This is a genomic window from Amorphus coralli DSM 19760, from assembly GCF_000374525.1.
GTDB lineage: Bacteria > Pseudomonadota > Alphaproteobacteria > Rhizobiales > Amorphaceae > Amorphus > Amorphus coralli.
The window spans coordinates 84460-107548 of sequence record NZ_KB894570.1; the positions used below are offsets into that span (position 1 = coordinate 84460).

Consider the following 23089-nt stretch of genomic DNA (forward strand, 5'->3'; position numbering starts at 1 on the left):
CGGCTCAGACGGCTTTCGGATAGACGATCTTCGGCTTGCGCCGCCAGTTGGAGACGCACGGGATCTTGGTGCGGTCGCAGCGCTCGGCGTAGGTCCGGGCGATGTCGGTGACTTCCGACATCAGGCCCTTTTCCAGGGTGATCGGCGACAGGCCCATGCCGAGGAAGCGGTCATTGGTGACGTGGAGGTCATTTTCCTCCGCCTCGTTGCGCGGATTGGGCACGTACTCCACCGGAACGTCGGTCATGTCCGAGATCATCTCCGCCAGCTTCCGGATCCGGTGGGTCTCGGTCATCTGGTTGAGGATGTTGACGCGCTCACCGGCCTGGGGCGGGTTGTCGATGGCCAACTCGATGCACTTGCAGGTGTCGCGAATGTGGATGAAGGCGCGGGTCTGCCCGCCGGTGCCGTGCACGGTCAGCGGATAGCCGATGGCGGCCTGCATCAGGAAGCGGTTGAGCACGGTGCCGTAGTCGCCGTCATAGTCGAAGCGGTTGATGAGCCGCTCGTCCATCGAGGTCTCGTCGGTCTGCGTGCCCCAGACGATGCCCTGATGCAGGTCGGTGATCTTCACCCCGTCGTTCTTGTTGTAATAGTGGAAGAACAGCTGATCCTGGGTCTTCGTCATGTGGTAGATCGAGCCCGGATTGGCCGGGTAAAGGATCTCGTGATCGACGAGGTTCTCGCCGGTGTCGATCTTGATCTGGAGGTAGCCCTCCGGAATCTTCATGCCGGCGGTGCCGTAACCGTAGACGCCCATGGTGCCGAGATGGACCAGGTGGATGTCGAGGCCGGACTCCACGATGGCGCACAGCACGTCGTGGGTGGCGCAGAGATTGTTGCGCACCGTGTAGCGCTTGTGGTGCGGCGTCTTCATGGAGTAGGGCGCCGCGCGCTGCTCGGCGAAGTGGATAATGACGTCCGGCTTCTCGGTCTGAATGAGCGTCAGCAGCCGGTGATAGTGCTCCCCGACGGAAAAGGATTCGTGCCGGATCTCCTTGCCGGTCAGCTCCTTCCAGACCGCGAGACGCTCGCCGAGCGGGCGGATCGGCGTCAGCGATTCGACTTCGAGCTCGACGTCGATCTTCCTGCGCGACAGGTTGTCGACGATGACGACGTCGTGGCCCCGTTTCGACAGGTAGAGGCTGGTCGGCCAGCCACAGAACCCGTCACCGCCGAGGACCAGCACCTTAGCCATGTTGCATGCACCCGCTTGCCTGTCGCCTTGCCGCGGGCCCGTGGCCGCTTCGGAAAGGCGTTCATCTGTCTGCGTCCGACGACCGGAACCACGCCGGAGAAAGGGCGGCGTCCGGTCGCTGCCCCAGGGCTTCGAATCCGCCGGGGAGGCGGCGAAGTCCAAGCCCGGCGGGCCCGATATGGTTACGTGGCTTAGCGCATCCGCCCGAGCGATGCCAGCCGCAGCCAGAGCCTAGCGCAGGCCCGTGCCGGGGCGGAAGCGCGATGCCAGTTGGGCGGCGGCGCGCATGTCGGTTTCACGACGGTCCCGGCGGGCCATGGCCTCCGCGTCGGCGCCCCAGAGCTTGATGTTCCAGTCCTCGTCGACATGCGCCGCCAGCCAGGCCTCGTCGACGGTAAGGTGGCCCTCCCAGACGGCGAGCGCGACGAGGACCGAGCCGGTCAGCGTTGTCATGGAATGCAGCGCGGTCAGGGCGAACGGATCGGCAAGCGGCATGCGCGCGCGCACGGCGGCGAGCGTGGTATCCGGCTGGGTGACCGGCATGACGCCTTCCACCAGCATGAAACGGGCGCCGAGCGCCCCCTCGGCCCAGGCGAGAATCGGGTCCCACACCTCGCGCTGGCGGGCGACGAGCCCTTCCGGCATGTCGGCGCGGTAGCACAGCATGTCGGTCCCGGCGAAGGCGGCGATGTCGGCAGCCACCGCCTCGCGGGCGTCGGCGACGCCGTCGATGGCGGCGTTGAGGAGCCGTGTCATCGGCATCAGCGACGGGTTGATCTCGGTTTCCTGGGCGTCCCATTCGCGCGCAACGGTCGCGGCGATCTCCTCGTCGGGCACGGCGAGCGGCCGCTTGGCAGGCGTGCGCACGGGGCGGCCGTCCAGCGTGATCTCGACGCCGTCGTCGCTCGGCCGTGTCGACACCTGCTTGTAGAAGCGCTTCGGAAGTTCCGGCTGCGTGAGTTTCCTGGCAAGGCCGGTCGGGTCCGTGTCCTTCGGCGGGACGTCGTGATCGGGGCTCATGGGGCCGTCCTTTCAAGGCTGACGAGGCTGGCGACCGCATCCGGGATGTCGGCGGCCCGGTCGACGACCGCATCGGCGCCGGCCGGTGCCAGAGTCTCCACCGGGTGGTAGCCCCAGGAGACGCCGAGCGCCGCCACGCCCGCGGCCTTTGCCATCTGCATGTCAAAGGTGGTGTCGCCGATCATCACGGCGGCGGCCGGCTCCGCGCCGGTCTCCGCGAGCGCGTTCAGGATCATCTGCGGGTGCGGCTTGGAGGGCGCGTCGTCGGCGGTCTGGATGGTGACGAAATGACCGTGAAAGCCGAAGCGCTCGACGATCACGTCGACCCCCCGGCGTGACTTGCCGGTGACAAGGCCCAGGAGCACATCGTCGCGGGCGACATAGCCGGCGAGCACGCTGTCCACGTCGGGAAACAGCGGCTCATGGTGGATCGCCTCTGAGCGCAGGTCCCGGAAGGAATCCTTGTAGGCTTCGACGACGGTGGGAACGGAGCCGGCGAAATCCGGCCCGACCAGCTGGCCGATGGCCTGCGGCAGCGACAGCCCGACGATGCCGAGGATGGCGCTGCGAGGCGGCACCGGAAGGCGCTCCGCAACGAAGGCGCGTTCCATCGCGGCGACGATAATGTGCTGGCTGTCGACGAGGGTGCCATCGCAGTCAAACAGAACGAGGCGCGGACCCCCGTCGCTGCGGGGGCTCACTGCCACGTCCGGAATCTCGGAAAGGGTCACGGCTGGTCCTGTGGGTTCTGGGGCGGCAGCACCGGCGCATGTGCCGGAACCGGCTCGCCGGTGCCGCCACGCATAGACCCGCCGGCGGTCTCCAATCAATCCGGAGCGATCAATCCAGGGCGCGGCTTCCGGCCACCACCATGCGCGCGGCGATGGCGGCGTAATCCTGGCGCGTCACGGGGCCGTTGGCCTTGAACCAGAGATAGTGCCAGTTGAGCATGCCGAACAGCGACATGGTAACCGGCTTGAGGAGATGGCGCCGGGTCGCGAGGTCGGGGTTTGCTGCGGCAAGCGCTTCGGCGAACACGTCGACCAGCCGACGCTCCATCGCCTTCAAGGCATCCTGCTTGTCGGCCGGCAGTCGGCTCAGATTGTTGATCTGAACCTTGTGCTCGGCGTCGGCGTCCCGATAGGCCTCGAGGATGACGGTGCAAAGGCCAACCAGCCGTTCTTCTGGGTCGCCGCTGGCATTCACGTCCTCCACCGCGCCCACAAGGTCCTCCAGGTGGGCCTCGATGACGTCGAAGAGCAATTGCTCCTTGTTGGCGTAGTAGTGATAGAGGAGCGCCTTGGACACGCCGCAGGCGAGCGCGATCTGGCTCATCGACGCGCCGTCGAAGCCGGTGTCGGCGAAGGCCTGCGCCGCCGCCGCGAGGATCGCGTTCCTCTTGTCGTCGTAGTCGACTGCGCGCGGCCGCGCCATGCACTCGCTCCTTCACCTGCCAGGGCCTGCCGGCGGCAAACCATCAGTCAGCCGGCCATGTTCGGCCGCGTCAGTCCTTCGGCCGGCGGTCGATGACCCGCCTGGCCTTGCCCATCGAGCGTTCAATGCCGCCCGGATCGGCAACCACGATCCGCGTCGACACGCCGATGTTGTTCTTGATGTGCGCCCTGAGTTCGGCGGCATGGGACGCCCGGCTTGCCTCGTCGGCGACGTCCGGCCGGGCCTCCACATGAACGGTGAGCTCGTCCATGCGGCTTTCTCGCGTTACCTCAAGAACATAGTGGGGGGCAAGGCCGGCGCAGCGCAGAAGCTGCTCTTCCACCTGGGTGGGGAAGACGTTGACGCCGCGAATGATCAGCATGTCGTCGGAGCGGCCGGTGATCTTCTCCATGCGCCGCATGGACCGGGCGGTACCCGGAAGGAGCCGGGTGAGGTCGCGGGTGCGGTAGCGGATGATCGGCAGCGCTTCCTTGGTAAGCGAGGTGAAAACGAGTTCGCCCACCTCGCCGTCGGCCACCGGCATGCCGGTGGCCGGATCGATGACCTCCGGATAGAAATGATCCTCCCAGATGTGCAGGCCGTCCTTGGTCTCCACGCATTCGTTGGCGACGCCCGGCCCCATCACTTCGGACAGGCCGTAGATGTCGACGGCGTGAATGTCGAAGGCCTTCTCGATCTCCTGACGCACCGAGTTGGTCCAGGGCTCAGCACCGAAGATGCCGACCTTCAGCGAGGAGGCTGCCGGGTCGAGGCCACGCTGGCGGAATTCATCGAGGATCGCCAGCATGTAGGACGGCGTGACCATGATGATCTCGGGACGGAAGTCCTCGATCAGCTGGACCTGGCGCTCGGTCATGCCACCGGACATGGGCACGACGGTGCACCCGAGCTTCTCCGCGCCATAGTGGGCGCCGAGGCCGCCGGTGAACAGCCCGTAGCCATAGGAGACGTGGCAGATCATGCCCGGCCGGCCGCCGGAGGCGCGGATCGAGCGCGCCATCACGGTGGCCCAGGTGTCGATGTCGCGCTGGGTGTAGCCGACAACGGTCGGCTTGCCGGTGGTGCCGGACGAGCCGTGGATGCGCACGACCTTCTCGCGTGGTACCGCGAACAGGCCGAACGGGTAGTTGTCGCGCAGGTCCTGCTTGGTGGTGAACGGGAACTTCGCCAGGTCCTCAAGTGACGTCAGATCGTCCGGATGGACACCGGCTGCGTCGAAGGATGCGCGGTAGTGGGGCACGTTCTCGTAGGCATGGGCGAGCGACCATTTCAGCCGCTCCAGCTGCAGCGCCGCAATCTCGTCGCGCGAGGCGATCTCGATCGGGTCGAGAGTGTCCCGGTCCGGGCTCAGGTCCAGCATGGCGTGTCCTCCGAATGTGACGGGCGGCGCGGGGAGGATTGTGTCCCCTCGGCGCCGGCCGGAAAGCGATGGCGGGCGGCTATTGGGTTGCCGCTTCCGCGCTTGAACCTTCGAGCAGTCGGCCGGCGATGGTGCGCGACTGGCCACGGAATTCCGCGACCGCGGCGCCGGACTGGTCGGCAACGGTGATGTCGTAGATGCCGGACCGGCCCTCGCGCCACCGCTCTGCCGCCGTGGCCGTCAACCGGTCGCCGAGCTTCACGGGCTTCAGGAAGCTGATCGCGCAGGACTGGGCGACGGTGCGCTGATCGTAGGTGTTGCAGGAGAAGGCGAAGGCCGAATCCGCCAACAGGAACATGAAGCCGCCGTGGCAGATGCCGTGGCCGTTCACCATGTCCTCGCGGATGGTCATCGCGAGGACGGCCTTGCCGGGCTCGACAGAGACGATCTCCATCCCGAGCCCCTGGGAGGCCTTGTCCTCCGCCCACATGGCGTCGGCGCAGGCACGGGCTGTTTCGAGAGCATCCATCAGCCGGACCCCTGTCAGCCCTTGCGGCCGGTGAAGGCCGGCGCACGCTTTTCCATGAAGGCGCGGACGCCCTCGGCGTAGTCGGGATGCTTGCCCAGACCGCGCTGGGTGTCGCGCTCCAGGTCGAGCTGGGCGTCGAGATCGTTGGTCTCGGCGGCGTCCAGGAGCTTCTTCTGCATGGCGAGCCCATCGGTGGGGGCGCTGGCGAACTTCTCCGCCATTTCGGTGGCGGTCGGCATCAGGGCCTCGCCGTCGACGGCCTTCCAGATCAGGCCCCAGGCTTCGGCGGTGTCGGCGTTGATCGGCTCTGCGAGCAGGCACATGGCCCGGGCCCGGGCCGAACCGACAAGACGCGGCAGCATCCAGGTGCCGCCGGAATCCGGCACCAGGCCGATCTTGGCGAAGGCCTGGATGAACTTAGCGGTGCGCGAGGCCAGCACGATGTCGCAGTTGAGCGCGATGTTGGCGCCGGCTCCCGCCGCCGTGCCGTTCACCGCCGCGATGACGGGGAAGGGCAGCGCGTGCAGCTTGCGCACCAGAGGATTGTAGTAGGTCTCGATGGTGCGGCCGAGATCAGGTGCCTCGCCACCGGCTGGCGTCACCCGGTCGGACAGGTCCTGGCCGGCGCAGAAGCCGCGACCGGCGCCGGTGAGCACGACAGCGCGGCAGGAGAGGTCGGCTTCGGCCTCTTCCAGGGCGGCGCGAAGCGCCAGGTGCATGGCTTCATTGAAGGAATTGAGCTTGTCGGGCCGGTTGAGCGTGATCAGCCGGTAGCCGTCGCGAACCTCGGTAAGGACCGGGGTCTCGTCCATGGCGCGTCTCCCAAATCATCTGACGATCATCGGGGAAGGGCATACCACGCCGATCCCCGTGCCGCTTCTCTGTCCGAAAATCAGGACTTGACTGACCGGACGGTTAATCAATTAGTATGAGCCAAAAGCCGGGCTGTCAACGCGATCAGGATGGACGCGAGGGCCGGCGGATCGCCGGCGACGAGACCGGCGGCGACAAGGGAGAGACGCCATGTCCGAGCTGTTCGACCGCCACCGCGAGACCCTTCAGCGCGCCGTCGAGGCCGCGCACACGCGGGGCTACTGGTCGCCCTATCCGGAAATGCCGTCCGGCCGGATCTACGGCGAGACGGCCAAGGCCGATGGCGAGGCCGCCTTCCAGGCGCTGCTCAACGCACCGTTCGAGATCGATCAGCCGACCACCGGCGCCACCGTGGGCAAGGAGGAGAGCCCCTACGGCTTCGCGCTGGGCACCACCTATCCGGCGACCGATCCCGTCGCGCTCGTGGCTGCGGCCCGCGCGGCCGGCAAGGCCTGGGCGCAGGCCTCGGTGGAGACGCGGGTGGGGATCTGCATGGAGGTCCTGGACCGGATCAACAAGCAGTCCTTCCTGATGGCCAACGCCGTGATGCACACGTCCGGCCAGTCCTTCATGATGGCCTTCCAGGCAGGCGGTCCGCACGCCCAGGATCGCGGGCTGGAGGCCGTCGCCTACGCCTATGACGAGATGGCCAAGGTGCCGGGTGCCGTGCGCTGGGAGAAGCCGCAGGGCAAGCAGCCGCCGGCCGTCCTCGACAAGACCTTCAAGGTCGTGCCGCGCGGCGTGGCGCTGGTCATCGGCTGCGCGACCTTCCCGAACTGGAATTCCTACTCGGCCTATTTCGCCGACCTTGCCACCGGCAATGCCGTGGTGGTGAAGCCGCATCCGATGGCGATCCTGCCGCTGGCGCTCACCGTGCGCATCACGCGCGAAGTGCTGGCCGAGCAGGGCTTCGACCCGAACGTGGTGGTGCTTGCCGCCGATGAGCCGGAGGCGCCCATCGCCCAGTCGCTGGTGAGCCATCCCGATGTCGCGATCGTCGACTTCACCGGCTCGCGGGCCTTCGGCGAGTGGATCCGAACCAATGCCGCCGGCAAGCAGGTCTTCACGGAAGAGGCCGGCGTGAACTCGGTGGTGGCGCTGTCTACGGACTCTTTCAAGGGTCTGTGTGGCAACCTGGCCTTCTCTCTGTCGCTCTATTCCGGCCAGATGTGCACCGCCCCACAGAACATCTTCGTGCCGCGCGAGGGCATCCAGACCGATGACGGTCACAAGAGCGTCGACGATGTCGCCAAGGGTATCGCGACGGCGCTCGACAAGCTTCTCGGCGATCCCGACCGCGCCATCGGCATTCTGGGTGCGGTGCAGAATCCCGATACGCTCGCCCGGGTCGACGACGCCCGCGCGCTGGGCAAGGTCGTGCACGACTCCGCGCCGGTCTCCGGCGGCACGATCCCGGAAGGGGCCCGGACCGCGACGCCGCTGCTGGTACAGCTCGATGCGGAGGACGAGGCGGCCTACCTGGAAGAGCGCTTCGGACCGATCGCCTTCGTGATCGCCACCGACGATGCGGAGGACGCGATCACCCGGGCCGCAGGGTCGGCGCGGACGAAGGGGGCTATCACTGCCGCCATCTATTCCACCGACGAGAGCCAGATCGACGAGGCGGCCGCGGCCTTTGCCGAGGCCGGCGCGCCGCTTTCGGTCAACCTGACCGGTCAGATCCTGGTCAACCAGTCGGCTGCGTTCTCCGATTATCACGTGACGGGAGCCAACCCGGCGGGCACCGCGTGCCTGACCGACGCGGCCTTCGTTGCCAATCGCTTCCGCGTCGCCACGGTCCGCAGGCAGGGGGCCTAGATCTCACGACAACTGGGATCGAAAGAGCGCCGGAAAGAGTGCTCGACAGTCCAACCAAAAAATCCAACGGGAGGAAACGACATGACGAAGTTTCAACGCCTTGCACGTCTGGCCGCGGTGTCCGCCGCGAGCCTGGCGCTCGGACTGACGGCCGTCTCGGCCGCCGATCCGATCAAGATCGGTTCCGTGCTCGCGGTGACCGGCCCGGCGTCCTTCCTCGGCGATCCCGAGGATAAGACGCTGAAGATGTACGTGGACAAGATCAACGAAGAGGGCGGCGTGCTTGGCCGTCCGCTGGAACTGATCGTCTACGACTCCGGCGGCGACGCCAACAAGGCGCGCACGTTCGCCACTCGCCTGATCGAGGATGACGAGGTGGTCGCGATCGTCGGCGGCGCGACCACCGGCACAACCATGGCGATGGTCCCGCTCGTGGAAGACGCCGAGATCCCCTTCATCTCCCTCGGCGGTGCGGTGGTCATCATCGATCCGGTGAAGGAGTGGGTGTTCAAGACGCCGCACACCGACCGCATGGCCTGCCAGAAGATCTTCGAGGACATGAAGGCCAACGGCTACACCAAGATCGGCATGATCTCGGGCACCGGCGGCTTCGGCAAGTCCATGCGCCAGCAGTGTCTCGACGTGATCGGCGACTACGGCATCGAAGTCGTGGCGGACGAGACCTATGGCCCGTCCGATGCCGACATGACGCCGCAGCTCACCAAGATCAAGAATGCCGACGGCGTGCAGGCGGTGGTCAATCCGGGCTTCGGCCAGGGCCCCGCGATCGTCACCCGCAACTATCGCCAGCTCGGCATCGAGGTGCCGCTCTACCAGAGCCACGGCGTCGCCTCGAAGAGCTTCATCGAGCTTGCCGGTGACTCTGCCAACGGCGTCCGCCTGCCGGCCGCCGCGCTTCTGGTCGCCGACAAGCTGCCGGACAACGACCCGCAGAAGGCCGTCGTGGTCGACTACAAGACCATGTACGAGGACCAGACCGGCGAGGACGTGTCGACCTTCGGCGGACACGCCTATGACGGCCTGATGATCCTGGTCGAGGCGATCAAGAAGGCGGGCTCCGACGATCCGGCGGCGATCCGGGACGCCATCGAGGCGACCACCGGCTTCGTCGGAACCGGTGGCGAGGTCAACATGTCGGCGGACGACCATCTCGGCCTGGACGTCTCGGCGTTCAAGATGCTCGAGATCCAGGACGGCGACTGGACCATCGTCGGCGGAAACTGATTGCCCTTCACCATCCCCTGACCGTCGGCCGGAGCTGCTCCGGCCGACGGGTTTCGCCGGAGCTTCCGCTCCGGAAGCGACCGGCGGTCGCGCTCTGCGCGCGCCGTCCCTCGCGCCACCCGGGCTGATGCGATGGCTGAATTCCTGCAGTTTGCTTTTTCGGGGCTGACGGTCGGCGCGGTCTACGCGCTCGTGGCGATCGGCTTCACCCTCATCTACAACGCCTCCGACGTCGTGAACTTTGCCCAGGGCGAGTTCGTCATGATCGGCGGAATGGCGACCGTTTTCATCATGGCGGCGGGCGTCCCCATGCCGCTGGCGGCGGGCGGCGCCATCGTGATTGCGGTCGCGGTCGGGCTGCTCCTGCACCGGCTGGCCATCGAGCCCGCGCGCGGCGCGGACGCGGTGACGCTGATCATCATCACCATCGGCGCATCGATCTTCCTGCGGTCGGCCGCAAGCATCGTCTTCGACAAGCAGTTCCACACGCTGCCGCCCTTCACCGGCGAGACCCCGATCGTGATCGGTGGCGCGGCGATTCTGCCGCAGAGCCTGTGGGTGCTGGGCGGGGGCGTGGTCATCGTGACCATCCTGTGGGCCTTCCTGACCCACACAATCCTCGGCAAGGCGATCCTGGCCACCGCCGCCAACCGGCTGGCAGCCAAGCTGGTCGGCATCAACACCAGCTACGTGGTGGGCCTCTCCTTCGCAGTGTCGGCGGCCATCGGCGCCATTGCCGGCATCCTGGTTTCGCCGGTCACGCTGACCCGTTACGACGTCGGCACGTTGCTGGCGCTGAAGGGCTTTGCCGCAGCCATGGTCGGCGGCATGGGAAGCCCCATTGGCGCGATCGTCGGCGGACTGCTGATCGGGCTCCTGGAAGCGTTCGGCGCCGGCTACATCTCGTCGGACTACAAGGACGCCATCGCCTTCCTGGTGATCCTGGCGGTGCTGTTCTTCATGCCGACGGGCCTGTTCGGCCGCGCCAGCGTGGAGCGCGTCTGATGGGGCGGCTCTTCAATCATCCGCTCGCCGCGCCGGCCCTGATTGCGCTCATCGTGATCGCGTGCGGGTTCGGCCTCGGCTCCAATTTCTACCTGCGCGTGGCGGCGCTGGTCTGGATCTCGGCGCTTGCCGCCATCGGCCTCAACCTGCTGATGGGCTTTGCTGGCCAGGTCAGCCTCGGTCATGCCGGCTTCTTCGGGATCGGCGCGTACGCCGTGGCGGTCGGGCCCAACGTCCTGCCGGTGTCGCCGCTTCTGGCGCTCGTTCTCGGCATCGCGCTCGCCGCCGTGATCGCCTACCTGGTGGGGCGTCCCATCCTGAAGCTCAAGGGTCACTACCTGGCTGTGGCGACGTTGGGGTTCGGCATCCTCGTCTACATGGTGCTTTCGAACGAATCCGGCCTCACCGGCGGCCCCGACGGCATGCCGGTGTCGCGGGCCACGCTGTTCGGCTGGCGGCTGAAGGGCGTCGACACCTGGTACTGGATCACCGGCGGCGTGCTGGTGGTGGGGGCGTGGGTCGCCGTCAACCTGGTACGCTCGCCGACCGGCCGGGCGCTGCGCGCGCTGCACGATTCCGAGGTCGCCGCTCGCGTCGTGGGCGTTGACGTCGCCCGCTACAAGCTCGTGGCCTTCGTGGTGTCCGCGGTCTACACGGCGCTCGCCGGCGGCCTTCTGGCACTGTTCAACGGGTTCATCACGCCGGACGTCGCCGGCTTCATGCACTCCATCGAGTTCGTGGTGATGGTGGTGCTCGGCGGCATGGGGTCCATCGTCGGATCCCTGGTCGGGGCGGCGATCCTGATCGCGCTGCCGCAGGCGCTCTCGGCCTTCCAGGAATATGAACACCTGGCCCTCGGCCTGATCCTCATGGTGTTCATGATCTTCCTGAGGAAGGGCATCGTGCCCAGCCTCGTCGCGCTCGCGGGGAGGGGCCGATGACTGCGCTGTCCGTCCGGGATATCGGGATTTCCTTCGGGGGCGTGAAGGCGGTCGATTCCGTCTCCTTCGACGTCGAGGAAGGGTCGATCTTCTCCATCATCGGTCCGAACGGTGCCGGCAAGACGACGCTCTTCAACCTGATCTCGGGGGTCTACCTGCCCAAGGCGGGCACCGTGTCGCTGTTCGGCGAGGACGTCACTGGCGTTGCCCCGAACCGGCTGGTGGCGCGGGGGCTGTCGCGCACCTTCCAGAACCTGCAGATCTTCTTCCGCATGACGGTGGCGGAGAACGTCATGGTCGGGCGGCACCTGAAGGAAGCGCGCGGGATTGTACCGCACCTTCTCTCGCTTCCCTCCGTGGTGCGCCAGAACCGGGACAGCCGAACCGAGGCTATCCGCCTTCTGGATCGCATCGGGCTAGCCGGTCGGGCCGACGACCTGGCGGCGAACCTGCCCTATGGCGAACTGAAGCGGCTGGAGATCGCCCGCGCACTCGCCACCGAGCCGAAAATCCTGCTTCTCGACGAGCCGGCTGCGGGCTGCAATCCGAAGGAAACGGAAGACATCGAGCGCCTGATCGAGGCGATCGCCGCGGACGGGGTCACGGTGGTGCTTGTGGAGCACGACATGCGGCTCGTCATGCGCATCTCGAACCGTTTGCACGTGCTGGACTATGGCAAGACGCTCGCGTCCGGCACGGCGGAGGACGTGCGCACAAATCCGGAGGTCATCAAGGCCTATCTGGGAACCCATGGAGCGGAGGAGGCGGCCCGTGCTCGGCGTTGAGGACCTGCGGTCCGGCTACGGCCGCATCGAGGCGCTGCACGGCGTCTCGCTGGAGGTGAGGGCGGGCGAGATCGTCACCCTCGTTGGGGGCAACGGGGCCGGCAAGACGACGCTGCTCCGCGCCATCTCCGGCGTGCAGCCGGTTACCGGCGGCCGCGTCCTCTTCGAAGGGGCCGACGTGACACGCCTGTCGCCCCATCGGCGTGTGGAACTCGGCATCGCCCAGGTGCCGGAAGGACGGCAGATCTTCGGGCCGCTGTCGGTGGAAGACAATCTGCGGCTCGGCGCCTATCGAAAGACCCACGGCGCGGCGGAGGTCGGCAAGGATCTCGACAAGATCTTCGCCATGTTCCCGATCCTGGCGGAGCGCCGCCGCAATCCGGCCGGCGGCCTCTCCGGCGGCCAGCAGCAGATGCTGGCCATCGGTCGCGCGCTGATGGGCCGGCCAAGGCTGCTCCTTCTCGACGAGCCCTCGATGGGGCTCGCGCCGATCCTCGTCGACCAGATCCTCGCGGCCATCGTCGATCTCAGAAGCGAGGGCGTCACGGTATTCCTGGTGGAGCAGAACGCCTTCGCCGCGCTGTCCATCGCCGATCGCGGCTATGTCATCGAGACGGGAACCATCGCCAAGGAAGGCAGCGGCAAGGCGTTGATCGAGGACCCCGCGGTGCGCGAGGCCTATCTGGGGGTCTGATCGGCCTGAAGATCGGCGGTGATCTGAGCGAACACGGCTTCGAACATCTCCGGAGTCAGTCGGCGCGTGTTCGTGTTGTAGCGCGAGCAGTGATAGCTGTCGTAGATCGCCGGAACGCCATCGAGACGGTGAACGGCGCCGTGCGCGAACTTGTGGCGCGAGGGCTTGCCGCCGAGCCCCGCGATGGTCGCATCGTGGGCGATCTTGCCGAGAACGAGGATCGCCTCGATCCCGGGGCGCGCGGCAAGCGTCTCCCTCAGGAAGGAAAGGCAGGTGCGGATTTCCGCCGGCGTCGGCTTGTTCTGGGGCGGAACACAGCGCACCGCGTTGGTGATGGCGACACCGCGAAGCTCAAGCCCGTCGTCCGGACGGGCTCGATAGGTGCCCCGCGACAGGCCAAACTTGTCGAGCGTTGCGTAGAGCAGGTCGCCCGCATAGTCCCCGGTGAAAGGGCGCCCGGTCTGGTTGGCGCCTCTCAATCCCGGCGCTAGGCCGACGATCAGCAGACGCGCGTTGGGGTCTCCGAAGGTCAGAACGGGCGCATTGAACCAGTCCGGATGCGCGGCACGGTTGTCCGTACGGAAGGCAACCAGGCGCGGACACAGCGGGCAATCGAGCGGCGGCTCGGTGACGGATGTCCGACCCGGATCGGCGAAGCCCACCTTAGAGATCGTGGTCGTCGTCGGCCGGCTCGCGCGCCTGGCGGTCGGCCCGCTCCTGGGCCCGAGCGACGCGCTCGGCCGGATCGCGACCGATCTTGCCCTCCAGGGTGGTAAGGTCGAGGAAGTGGTCGGCCTGACGGCGGAGGTCGTCGGCGATCATCGGCGGCTGGGTCTGCAGAGTGGAAACGACGGAAACCTTGCGGCCGCGGCGCTGGATCGCCTCGACCAGACGCCGGAAGTCGCCGTCGCCGGAGAACAGGACGATATGGTCGACGTGCTCGGCCATCTCCATGGCATCGACCACGAGCTCGATGTCCATGTTGCCCTTGACCTTGCGCCGGCCGTTCTGGTCGTAAAACTCCTTCATCGGCTTGGTCACGACGTTGTAGCCGTTGTAGTCAAGCCAGTCGACCAGCGGCCGAAGGGTCGAATATTCCTGATCCTCAATCATCGCCGTGTAGTAATAGGCGCGGAGGAGGAAGCCTTTCGATCCGAATTCCTTCAGAAGACGGCGATAGTCGATGTCGAATCCGAGGGCCTTGGCGGTGGAATAAAGATTGGCGCCATCGATGAACAGCGCAATACGCTCGCGATCGTCAAACATGGGGTCTTTCTTCACGCATCTACAATGAATCTGAATACAGGTCGTGAAATTGTCGGAGGGCCGAGGGGAGGGGAATGTGCAAGTGTCTCGCCGCGCGACGGCCCTGTCTGTCAAAGTGATGCGGACTGTTCCGCCAGCATCGATTCGTCGCCCATATTCGGGACATATTGCACAATAGAATGTGTTTCAAGAACGGCGATTCGGGGCGCGTCCTACGCTCTCGCCGTCGTGAATGCAGAAATTGAAGCAAAATGGACGATGCCGCGCTCCGCTGTGCGGCTTTGTCTTGCATTTCCAAGAGCCGACCTGATATTCCCAGCGGCTTCCCGGACTGAGACAGGAGTTTAGGCAATGGCCCGCGTTACGGTCGAAGATTGCATCGACAAGGTCGATAACCGGTTTGAGCTGGTGCTGCTCGCCGCGCACCGCGCCCGGATGATTTCCAGCGGGTCCCAGATCTCCGTCGATCGCGACAACGACAAGAACCCGGTCGTGTCGCTGCGCGAGATCGCCGAGCAGACGGTCAGCCCCGGCGACCTGAAGGAAGAGCTGATCCATTCGCTGCAGAAATATGTCGAGGTGGACGAGCCCGAGGCGGAAGCCGTGCCAATGATCGGCTCCGACAGTGCCGCGGCAGGATCCTCCGAGGACGAGGTCGACCTGACCTTCAACAGCATGAGCGAAGAAGAGCTCCTCAAGGGTCTCGAGGGCATGGTGCCCCCGGACAAGAGCGACGATCTCTAAGCCGCTTTTCTGACGGCCCGCGCAGCCGTCCGGGGCTGACGCGGGGCGTGCGGCCCCGCCGTTCGGGGCAGTAAAATCATGATGCGTCAGTACGAGCTCCTCGAACGGGTGAACCGGTACAACCCGGCCGCCGACGAGGCGCTGCTGAACAAGGCGTACGTCTATGCCATGCACAAGCATGGCACGCAGGTTCGCGCGTCCGGCGATCCCTATTTCTCGCACCCGTTGGAAGTCGCGGCGATCCTGACCGATCTCCGCCTGGACGACGCGACCATCGCCGTCGCGCTGCTGCACGACACGATCGAGGACACCGACGCGACACGCGCCGAGATCGACGAGATGTTCGGTCCGGAGATCGGCAAGCTCGTCGAGGGCCTCACCAAGATCAAGCGGCTCGACCTGGTGTCGACCCGGGCCAAGCAGGCGGAGAATTTCCGCAAACTCCTGCTCGCGATTGCCGACGATGTCCGGGTGCTGCTGGTCAAGCTGGCGGATCGCCTGCACAACATGCGGACCATCCGCTACGTGCCGCCGCACAAGCGCATCGCCGTTGCCGAAGAGACGATGGAGATCTATGGCCCCCTTGCCGGCCGGATGGGCATGCAGGAGGTGCGCGAGGAGCTGGAGGAGCTCGCCTTCCGGGTCCTCAACCCGGAGGCCTACGAGGCGATCACCGCGCGGCTGGAGAATATGCGCACGCGCAATGCCAGCCTGATCCAGGACATCGAGAGCGACCTGACCACCCGGCTTGCCGAGAACGGCATGCAGGCGCGCGTCAGCGGCCGTGAAAAGCGGCCCTATTCGATCTTCCGGAAGATGCAGCGAAAGTCGGTGAGCTTCGAGCAGCTCTCCGATCTCTACGGCTTCCGCGTCGTGGTCGACACGATCGACGACTGCTACCGAGTGCTCGGGGTGATTCACACGACCTGGCCGACGGTGCCGGGCCGGTTCAAGGATTACATTTCGACCCCGAAACAGAACGACTATCGCTCCATCCACACGACCGTCGTCGGTCCGAGCCGTCAGCGAGTGGAGCTGCAGATCCGCACCCGCGGGATGCACCGGGTGGCCGAATACGGCATCGCCGCCCACGCGCTCTATACCGACCGCGAGGGCGGCGGTCGCAACATCGCCCGCTTGACCGCCGACAGCCGCGCCTACGAGTGGCTGCGCCACACCATCGATCTCCTGTCGGAAGGCGACAATCCGGAAGAGTTTCTCGAGAACACCAAGCTTGAGCTCTTCCACGACCAGGTCTTCTGCTTCACGCCGAAGGGCCGCCTGATCGCCCTGCCGCGCGGCGCCACGGCGATCGACTTCGCCTACGCCGTGCACACCGACGTCGGCAACACCTGCGTGGGCTGCAAGGTCAACGGCCGGATCATGCCGATCATGACCGAGCTGAAGAACGGCGACGAGGTGGAGATCATCCGCTCCAAGGCGCAGACGCCACCGGCCGCATGGGAAGCGCTTGCGGTGACCGGCAAGGCGCGCGCGGCGATCCGGCGGGCCACCCGCGAAGCGGTGCGGCAGCAATATTCCGGCCTCGGGCGGCATATCGTCGAGCGGGCCTTCCAGCGCAGCGGCAAGCCGCTCGGTACGGAAGACCTGGAGCACGCCGTCTCGCGACTGGGTCAGCCCGGAGTTGAGGACCTCCTGTCCGCGGTGGGGCGGGGCGAGCTTTCCTCCAATGACGTCCTGCGCGCCGTTTACCCGATCGACGTCGCGGAGACCGAGGCCAGACCGGCCAAGAAAGCGCCGGTGCGCAAGCCGAAGCCAGCCGCTTCGGAACAAGGGGGGTCGCTGCCCATTCGCGGCATCGAAGGCGACCTGCCGGTGCGCTTCTCGCCGGACGTTGGCGCGGTGCCCGGCGACCGGATCGTCGGCATCCTGATGCCGGGCGAGGGGGTGACGATCTACCCGATCCAGTCGCCGGCGCTGAAGGAATTCGACGACCAGTCGGAGCGCTGGATCGATGTGCGCTGGGATATCGACGAGTCCGATCCGCCGCGCTTTCCGACCCAGATCTCCGTGGCTGCCATCAACGAGCCGGGATCGCTGGCGCAGATCACTCAGGCCATCAGCGAGGCGGATGGCAACATCGACAACATCAAGATGCTCGCCAGGGGCAACGACTTCCACGAGATGATCATCGACCTGGAAGTGCACGATCTGAAGCACCTCACGCGGATCATTCAGGGGTTGAGGGCCTTGCCGGTGATCTCCGAGGCGCAGCGCGTCAACGGATGAACGCGGCCACTTGCGGCATCTGGGTGATTGGCGCGGCGGCCGCGATCACCTAAGGAAGACATGGAAACGGATTAAGGGGCGGAACGACATGACGCGGGACGAAGTGCTCGACATCTTTCGGGAGTGCGGTGCCATCCTGGAAGGGCACTTCGTGCTGACGTCGGGCCTGCACAGCCCGGTCTTCCTGCAGAAGGCGCGGGTCTTCCAATATCCCTGGAAGACGGAGATCCTGTGCAAGGCGCTGGCGGAGAAGATCCGCGCCGAGGTGGGCCAGGGCGTCGACATGGTGGTGGCGCCTGCCGTCGGTGGGATCGTGCCCGGCTACGAGACGGCGCGCCATCTCGGCATCCCCGGTGTCTGGGTGGAGCGCGAGCAGGGCCAGTTCCGGCTGCGCCGCTTCGAGATGCCGGAAAACGCTCGGGTGGTGATCGTCGAGGATATCCTGACCACGGGGCTGTCCATTCGCGAGACCATCACCGCGGTGGAGGCCCTTGGCGCGACGGTGGTTGCGGCCTCGGTGCTGATCGATCGATCCGGCGGCACGGTGAACGTGGGCGTCCCGCTGGTCTCGCTCGCCGACTATGCGGTCCCAGCCTATCCGGCCGACCAGCTTCCGCCGGAGCTGGAGGCCCTTCCGGCCGTGAAGCCGGGCAGCCGGGGCCTTGCATAAGGCGGTGCCGCTCGCCACTTCCGGACGGCAGGCGCAGGGTCAGCCGCGTCTAGCGCCTACCTTTGGAGGCGTCAGGCCAGACTGCGAAGGGCGCGAACCGGCTCGCGGCCGCCCCGAGTAAGACGTCGAACGAGCCGCGGGTGCGAAGTCCGACCATGCTGTTCAACCGTCGCGATAGACCACCGCTGAGGGAGCGGATGCGCGTGGCCCTGTGGCCGCGCCGCTCATGGTCGCGCTCTGCGACCTACTTCAAGAAGCGCGTCATGCGCCTGTCGGCCTCGCCTCACGCGATCGCCGCCGGAGTTGCCGCCGGCATCTTCGCCTCGTTCACGCCGTTCGTCGGCCTGCACTTCTTCCTGAGTTTCGTTGTGGCGTTCATCGTCGCCGGCAATATGCTGGCGGCCGCCCTGGGGACGGCGGTGGGCAATCCGCTGACCTTTCCCTTCATCTGGGCGGCGTCCTTCAAGATCGGTAGCGCCGTGCTCGGCGGTCATGCGCCGGGAACGGAGGCCTTCCTCAAGACGGAGATGTCGGCGGGGCTTCTCAGCCACTCCTTCGAGAAGATCTGGCCGCTCATCGTGCCGATGGTGGTCGGCGGTGCCATGCTGGGCCTCGTCGCAGGCTTGATCGGCTACTTCGTCACGCGCTACGCAGTCGCGACCTACCAGAAGGCGCGCAAGGCCCGGCTCGCGCAGCGGTCCAAGGCCGCGCGCGGCGCTTCCCGCTCCGGGCTGGGTCCCGAATTCTGACGTCTCCGATCGAGCATCCAACCATGAGCCCCGGTATGCAGCGTCCGCTTCGCCTTGGCGTGAACATCGATCACGTGGCCACTCTCCGCAACGCGCGCGGCGGGACAGCGCCCGATCCGGTGCGCGCGGCACAGGTTGCGATCGAGGTCGGTGCCCACGGCATCACCGCGCATCTGCGCGAGGACCGGCGCCACATCGTCGACACCGACATTGCCCGCCTGATCCGCGAGATCACGAAGCCGCTCAACCTTGAAATGGCGGCCACGGACGAGATGGTCGCCATCGCCCTTCACACGGCGCCGCATGCGGTCTGTCTGGTGCCGGAAAACCGGACCGAGCGCACGACAGAAGGCGGCCTGGATGTGGTTGGCGGGCACGCCCGGCTGGCCACGCCGGTGAAGCTCCTGCGCGACAACGGATCGCGCGTCTCTCTCTTCATCGAGGCGGACCGGGGACAGCTCGAAGCCTCACGGGACATCGGCGCTGCCGTGGTCGAACTGCACACCGGACGTTATTGCGACCTGGCGATTGCCGGGGAGACGGACGCCGCCAACGACGAACTGGCGCGGCTGTCGGAGGCAGCGGCCTATGGGGACGAGATCGGGCTGGAAGTTCACGCCGGCCATGGCCTCACCTTCGACACGGTCGGACCCATCGCCGCCATACCGGAAATCGCCGAGTTGAACATCGGCCACTTTCTGGTGGGCGAGGCGGTCTTCATCGGCTTCGCCGCGGCCATCGGCGAGATGCGACGACGCATGGATGCCGCCCGAGCCGGCACGGCGGAGAGTGTCCGATGATCGTCGGCATCGGCTCTGACCTGATCGACATCCGTCGCATCGAGAAGACGCTGGACCGTTTCGGCGACCGGTTCGTGGAGCGCGTCTTCACCGAGGTGGAACGGGCGCGCTCTGAACGGCGCAAGAATCGCGCGGCCTCCTACGCGAAGCGCTTCGCGGCCAAGGAAGCCTGCTCCAAGGCGCTCGGCACCGGTATCCGCATGGGCGTGAAGTGGCGCGAGATGGGCGTGGTCAACCTGCGCACCGGCAAGCCGACCATGCAGCTTCTCGGCAGTTCAGCGGTCCGGCTTCGGGAGATCACCCCGGTCGGCTATGAGCCGGTCATCGACCTCACCATCACCGACGACTGGCCGCTCGCCCAGGCCTTCGTGGTCATTTCGGCGCTCAGCGAGGCGGACGCCCGGGCGCTTGCCGCGCATACGGGCGCGGGGTCGCAGCAGTGAATGGCGCGTTGCGCCCCATCCGGCGAGCCGATATCAAGGCGCGGACGTCGGCAACCGATGTGCACAGCGTTTTAGGGACACGATGAGCGTGGCAAGCGACAAACCCGCGAAGCAAGGCGGCCTATTCGAGACCGTGAAGGTGGTCGTCCAGGCGCTGCTGATCGCGCTCGTCATCCGCACCTTCCTCTTTCAGCCGTTCAACATCCCGTCCGGCTCGATGATGGATACGCTGCTGATCGGCGACTACCTCTTCGTCAACAAGTACAGCTACGGCTATAGCCGTTATTCGTTCCCGTTCGGGATCGTGCCACTGTCCGGCCGCGTGATGGAGTCGGAACCCGAACGCGGCGACGTCGCGGTCTTCAAGCTGCCCGCCGACAACTCGACCGATTTCATCAAGCGGGTGATTGGGCTTCCGGGCGACAAGATCCAGATGATCGACGGCGTCCTGCACATCAACGGCGAAGCCATTGCGAAGGAGCGTATCGACGACTTCGTCGATACCGATCCGTCGGGCAACGAGATCCGCATCCCACGCTTTGTCGAGACGCTTCCAAACGGCGTCTCCTATCAGGTTCTGGACGCCGATCCGGACGGTTTCTGGGACAACACGCGCGTCTACGAGGTGCCGGCCGGTCATTATTTCATGATGGGCGACAACCGGGACAATTCCTCCGACAGCCGCGTGCTCAGCTACGTGGGCTACGTGCCGTTCGAGAACTTCGTCGGCCGGGCCTCCATCATCTTCTTCTCCATCAAGGATGAAGCTCCCGTCTGGCAGATCTGGCGCTGGCCCTGGGACGTGCGCTGGAACCGGATCTTCGACACCCTATGAGCGGCGGCGACCGCGAGGCGCTTGCCGGCGTCGAGGCCGTCCTCGACCACAGCTTCTCCAACCGCGCCCTGCTGCGCCAGGCGTTGACCCACGCCAGCGCGCTGTCGCCCGGAGACCTGCAGACCGAAAGCTACCAGCGGCTGGAGTTCCTGGGCGACCGGGTGCTCGGCCTGTGCGTGGCGTCGCTGCTGTTCCGGGCGTATCCTGACGCTGACGAGGGCGAACTCGCTCAGCGCTACAATCAGCTCGTGCGCGGCAAGACCTGCGCCGAGGTCGCCGCGGACTGGCGTCTCGACCGGGCCATGGTGATGGGAGCCGGCGAAAGCCAGAGCGGCGGCCGCAAGCGCACGGCGATCCTGGCCGACATCTGCGAGGCGGTTCTGGGCGCCCTCTATATCGATGGCGGTTTTGCTGCGGCGGAGCGGACGATCGAGCGCTACTGGGGGCCGAAGATGCGGATGGCGGCGCGTCCGGTGCGCGATGCCAAGACGACGCTGCAGGAGTGGGTGCAGGGCCGCGGCGCGCCGACACCGTCCTACCGGGAGGTGGAGCGCAGCGGGCCGGACCATGCGCCGAGCTTCACCGTGGAGGTTTCGGTCGCGGGACTGGCGGCAGGCATTGGTGCCGGGCGTTCGAAGCGCGAGGCAGAGCAGGAGGCGGCCACGGCCGTTCTTGTGCGCGAAGGGGTTTGGAACGATGAGCGAAACGGCGACTGAGACCGGCGAGGCGGCCGGCACAAGCTGCGGGATCGTGGCGCTGATCGGCGCGCCGAATGCCGGCAAGTCGACGCTGGTGAACGCGCTCGTCGGCATGAAGGTGTCGATCGTCACCCACAAGGTGCAGACAACGCGCGCGGTGGTGCGCGGCATCATGCTGGAGGGCGACACCCAGGTCATTCTGGTCGACACGCCCGGCATCTTTGCGCCCAAGCGCCGGCTCGACCGGGCGATGGTCCGCACCGCATGGGGATCGGCCCAGGATGCCGATCTCGTCTGCCCGCTGATCGACGCCAAGCGCGGTATCGACGAAGCCGCGGAAAAGATCCTGGCCGGGCTAGAAAACATTCACGGTCCAAAGTGCCTGATCCTCAACAAGGTCGACCTGGTGGACAAGACGGAGCTTCTCGGCCTGGCCCAGGAGGCGAACGCGCGGGCCAGTTTCGACGAGACCTTCATGATCTCCGCCCAGACCGGCAGCGGCATCGAGACCCTCAAGGCCGGGCTGTGCTCGCGCATGCCCAAGGGACCTTGGCTTTACCCGGAAGACCAGATCTCAGACCTGCCGGAACGGATGCTTGCGGCCGAGATCACCCGGGAAAAGCTGATGCTGCGGCTCCACGACGAGCTGCCGTACGCCTCCACTGTCGAGACGGAACAGTGGAAGCGCCTGCGCAACAACAGCATCCGCATCGAACAGACGATCTACGTGGAGCGCGAGAGCCAGAAGAAGATCGTGCTGGGGCAGGGCGGCCAGACCATCCGCGCCATTTCCCAGGCCGCGCGCGAGGAGATCGCCCAGATGGTCGAGCATCCGGTGCACTTGTTCCTCTTCGTGAAGGTCCGCTCGCGCTGGGCCGACGATCCCGAGCGCTACCGCGAGATGGGGCTGGATTTTTCCAACTAGCCGGCATCAGCCTGCCGGCCGGAGGCGGCTAGACCCATGGAGTGGCGGGACGAGGGGATCGTGCTGCAGGTGCGCCCGTTCGGCGAGACGAGCGTGATCCTCGACGTGCTGACCAAGGATCACGGCCGGGCCAGCGGCCTGGTGCGCGGTGGGCGGTCGCGGCGGATGCGCCCGAGCCTGCAGGCGGGAAATTCCCTCGATCTGACCTGGCGGGCTCGGCTTGATGACCAGCTCGGCAATTTCGCGGTCGAGCTCGGGCGGGCGCGGGCCGGCCTGCTGATGGAAACGGCGCTTGGCACCTTCGGCATCCAGGCGCTTGCGGGCCTGTTGCGCCACCTGCCGGACCGCGATCCGCATCCGCGCCTTTATGAGGCGCTCGATCTGGTTCTCGACCATCTCGACGAGCCGCATGCCGCCGGCGCCATCATGGTGCGCTTCGAGCTTGCGTACCTGGAGGAGGCGGGCTTCGGGCTCGACCTCACCGCGTGTGCCGCGACCGGCGTGACCGACGATCTCGTCTGGGTGTCGCCGCGCTCTGGCCGTGCCGTCTCGCGCGAAGCGGGCGCGCCCTATGCCGACAAGCTGTTGGGACTGCCGGGCTTTCTGGTGGACGGCGGGGTGGCCGGACCAGCGACCTTGGCGGACTTGCGCACCGCATTCGACCTGACCGGGCATTTTCTCGATGTCTGCATCCTGGGGCCGGTGGACAAGCGTTTGCCTGCCGCGCGCGAGCATTTCGTCTCGGCGGTTGCGCGCGGGCTTGTGGAGAGCGGTTGAAAGTCCAGC

25 protein-coding genes are annotated in these 23089 nt (G+C 66.5%); 16 read left to right on the forward strand and 9 right to left on the reverse strand.

Annotated features, from left to right (window positions below):
- Positions 1 to 4 precede the first annotated feature (4 nt).
- The 7 genes from C507_RS0100390 to paaG form a co-directional block, all read right to left on the reverse strand.
- Positions 5 to 1198 (reverse strand): NAD-dependent epimerase/dehydratase family protein, encoded by a 1194-nt coding sequence (locus C507_RS0100390; RefSeq protein WP_018697660.1) that lies wholly within the window; start codon positions 1196 to 1198, stop codon positions 5 to 7.
- 231 nt (positions 1199 to 1429) lie between these two features.
- The gene (locus tag C507_RS0100395; RefSeq protein WP_018697661.1) at positions 1430 to 2218 is read right to left on the reverse strand and encodes an ATP12 family chaperone protein; all 789 of its coding nucleotides are present in this window, start codon (positions 2216 to 2218) and stop codon (positions 1430 to 1432) included.
- Entirely contained in the window at positions 2215 to 2949 is a 735-nt protein-coding gene (locus tag C507_RS0100400; RefSeq protein ID WP_018697662.1) for an HAD-IA family hydrolase, read from the reverse strand. Before C507_RS0100400 ends, C507_RS0100395 begins: the two co-directional genes overlap by 4 nt.
- A gap of 109 nt (positions 2950 to 3058) precedes the next feature.
- Positions 3059 to 3652 carry a TetR/AcrR family transcriptional regulator gene (locus tag C507_RS0100405; protein ID WP_018697663.1) on the reverse strand — a complete coding sequence of 198 codons (594 nt, stop codon included), beginning with the start codon at positions 3650 to 3652 and terminating at the stop codon, positions 3059 to 3061.
- A 70-nt stretch (positions 3653 to 3722) separates the two neighbouring features.
- Complete coding sequence (gene paaK / locus C507_RS0100410) at positions 3723 to 5033, reverse strand: phenylacetate--CoA ligase PaaK (protein ID WP_018697664.1); 1311 nt, start codon at positions 5031 to 5033, stop codon at positions 3723 to 3725.
- A gap of 79 nt (positions 5034 to 5112) precedes the next feature.
- Positions 5113 to 5562, reverse strand: a complete 450-nt coding sequence (paaI, locus tag C507_RS0100415) for a hydroxyphenylacetyl-CoA thioesterase PaaI (protein ID WP_040400415.1) — start codon at positions 5560 to 5562, stop codon at positions 5113 to 5115.
- A gap of 14 nt (positions 5563 to 5576) precedes the next feature.
- The gene (gene paaG, locus C507_RS0100420; RefSeq protein ID WP_018697666.1) at positions 5577 to 6374 is read right to left on the reverse strand and encodes a 2-(1,2-epoxy-1,2-dihydrophenyl)acetyl-CoA isomerase PaaG; all 798 of its coding nucleotides are present in this window, start codon (positions 6372 to 6374) and stop codon (positions 5577 to 5579) included.
- Between the two features lie 211 nt (positions 6375 to 6585).
- On the opposite strand from paaG, the gene paaN reads away from it, so the two are divergent.
- From paaN to C507_RS0100450, 6 genes are all read left to right on the forward strand, one after another.
- Positions 6586 to 8253: a phenylacetic acid degradation protein PaaN gene (paaN, locus tag C507_RS0100425; protein WP_018697667.1), complete on the forward strand. Its 1668-nt coding sequence runs from the start codon at positions 6586 to 6588 to the stop codon at positions 8251 to 8253.
- Between the two features lie 81 nt (positions 8254 to 8334).
- The gene (locus tag C507_RS0100430) at positions 8335 to 9498 is read left to right on the forward strand and encodes an ABC transporter substrate-binding protein (protein WP_018697668.1); all 1164 of its coding nucleotides are present in this window, start codon (positions 8335 to 8337) and stop codon (positions 9496 to 9498) included.
- Between the two features lie 132 nt (positions 9499 to 9630).
- Positions 9631 to 10503: a branched-chain amino acid ABC transporter permease gene (locus tag C507_RS0100435; protein ID WP_018697669.1), complete on the forward strand. Its 873-nt coding sequence runs from the start codon at positions 9631 to 9633 to the stop codon at positions 10501 to 10503.
- Positions 10503 to 11444: a branched-chain amino acid ABC transporter permease gene (locus C507_RS0100440; protein ID WP_018697670.1), complete on the forward strand. Its 942-nt coding sequence runs from the start codon at positions 10503 to 10505 to the stop codon at positions 11442 to 11444. Before C507_RS0100435 ends, C507_RS0100440 begins: the two co-directional genes overlap by 1 nt.
- Positions 11441 to 12229 carry an ABC transporter ATP-binding protein gene (locus tag C507_RS0100445; RefSeq protein WP_018697671.1) on the forward strand — a complete coding sequence of 263 codons (789 nt, stop codon included), beginning with the start codon at positions 11441 to 11443 and terminating at the stop codon, positions 12227 to 12229. The genes C507_RS0100440 and C507_RS0100445 overlap by 4 nt, the downstream gene beginning before the upstream one ends.
- Positions 12216 to 12923: an ABC transporter ATP-binding protein gene (locus C507_RS0100450; protein ID WP_018697672.1), complete on the forward strand. Its 708-nt coding sequence runs from the start codon at positions 12216 to 12218 to the stop codon at positions 12921 to 12923. Before C507_RS0100445 ends, C507_RS0100450 begins: the two co-directional genes overlap by 14 nt.
- On the opposite strand, the gene C507_RS0100455 is transcribed toward C507_RS0100450, so the two are convergent.
- Together C507_RS0100455 and C507_RS0100460 are read right to left on the reverse strand one after the other, a co-directional pair.
- Positions 12908 to 13585 (reverse strand): uracil-DNA glycosylase, encoded by a 678-nt coding sequence (locus C507_RS0100455; RefSeq protein WP_018697673.1) that lies wholly within the window; start codon positions 13583 to 13585, stop codon positions 12908 to 12910. The genes C507_RS0100450 and C507_RS0100455 overlap by 16 nt on opposite strands.
- Position 13586: 1 nt before the next feature.
- Positions 13587 to 14189: a LabA-like NYN domain-containing protein gene (locus C507_RS0100460; protein ID WP_018697674.1), complete on the reverse strand. Its 603-nt coding sequence runs from the start codon at positions 14187 to 14189 to the stop codon at positions 13587 to 13589.
- Positions 14190 to 14540: 351 nt separating this feature from the next.
- On the opposite strand from C507_RS0100460, the gene rpoZ reads away from it, so the two are divergent.
- The 10 genes from rpoZ to recO all read left to right on the forward strand — a co-directional run bounded on the left by rpoZ (position 14541) and on the right by recO (position 23080).
- Entirely contained in the window at positions 14541 to 14933 is a 393-nt protein-coding gene (gene rpoZ / locus C507_RS0100465; protein WP_018697675.1) for a DNA-directed RNA polymerase subunit omega, read from the forward strand.
- A 78-nt stretch (positions 14934 to 15011) separates the two neighbouring features.
- The gene (locus C507_RS0100470) at positions 15012 to 17183 is read left to right on the forward strand and encodes a RelA/SpoT family protein (protein WP_026318719.1); all 2172 of its coding nucleotides are present in this window, start codon (positions 15012 to 15014) and stop codon (positions 17181 to 17183) included.
- A gap of 88 nt (positions 17184 to 17271) precedes the next feature.
- A complete protein-coding gene (pyrE, locus tag C507_RS0100475) occupies positions 17272 to 17853 on the forward strand; it encodes an orotate phosphoribosyltransferase (RefSeq protein WP_018697677.1) in 582 nt (193 codons plus the stop codon).
- 197 nt (positions 17854 to 18050) lie between these two features.
- Positions 18051 to 18602, forward strand: a complete 552-nt coding sequence (locus C507_RS19905) for a DUF2062 domain-containing protein (protein WP_018697678.1) — start codon at positions 18051 to 18053, stop codon at positions 18600 to 18602.
- 35 nt (positions 18603 to 18637) lie between these two features.
- Positions 18638 to 19402 carry a pyridoxine 5'-phosphate synthase gene (locus C507_RS0100485; RefSeq protein ID WP_018697679.1) on the forward strand — a complete coding sequence of 255 codons (765 nt, stop codon included), beginning with the start codon at positions 18638 to 18640 and terminating at the stop codon, positions 19400 to 19402.
- Positions 19399 to 19845, forward strand: a complete 447-nt coding sequence (gene acpS / locus C507_RS19910) for a holo-ACP synthase (protein ID WP_018697680.1) — start codon at positions 19399 to 19401, stop codon at positions 19843 to 19845. The genes C507_RS0100485 and acpS overlap by 4 nt, the downstream gene beginning before the upstream one ends.
- A gap of 82 nt (positions 19846 to 19927) precedes the next feature.
- Positions 19928 to 20680, forward strand: coding sequence for a signal peptidase I (lepB, locus tag C507_RS0100495; RefSeq protein ID WP_018697681.1), 753 nt, complete (start codon positions 19928 to 19930; stop codon positions 20678 to 20680).
- Positions 20677 to 21396: a ribonuclease III gene (rnc, locus tag C507_RS0100500; protein WP_018697682.1), complete on the forward strand. Its 720-nt coding sequence runs from the start codon at positions 20677 to 20679 to the stop codon at positions 21394 to 21396. Before lepB ends, rnc begins: the two co-directional genes overlap by 4 nt.
- Positions 21377 to 22303: a GTPase Era gene (gene era, locus C507_RS0100505; protein WP_018697683.1), complete on the forward strand. Its 927-nt coding sequence runs from the start codon at positions 21377 to 21379 to the stop codon at positions 22301 to 22303. Before rnc ends, era begins: the two co-directional genes overlap by 20 nt.
- A 36-nt stretch (positions 22304 to 22339) precedes the next feature.
- Positions 22340 to 23080 carry a DNA repair protein RecO gene (gene recO, locus C507_RS0100510; protein ID WP_018697684.1) on the forward strand — a complete coding sequence of 247 codons (741 nt, stop codon included), beginning with the start codon at positions 22340 to 22342 and terminating at the stop codon, positions 23078 to 23080.
- The last annotated feature ends 9 nt before the right edge of the window (positions 23081 to 23089 follow it).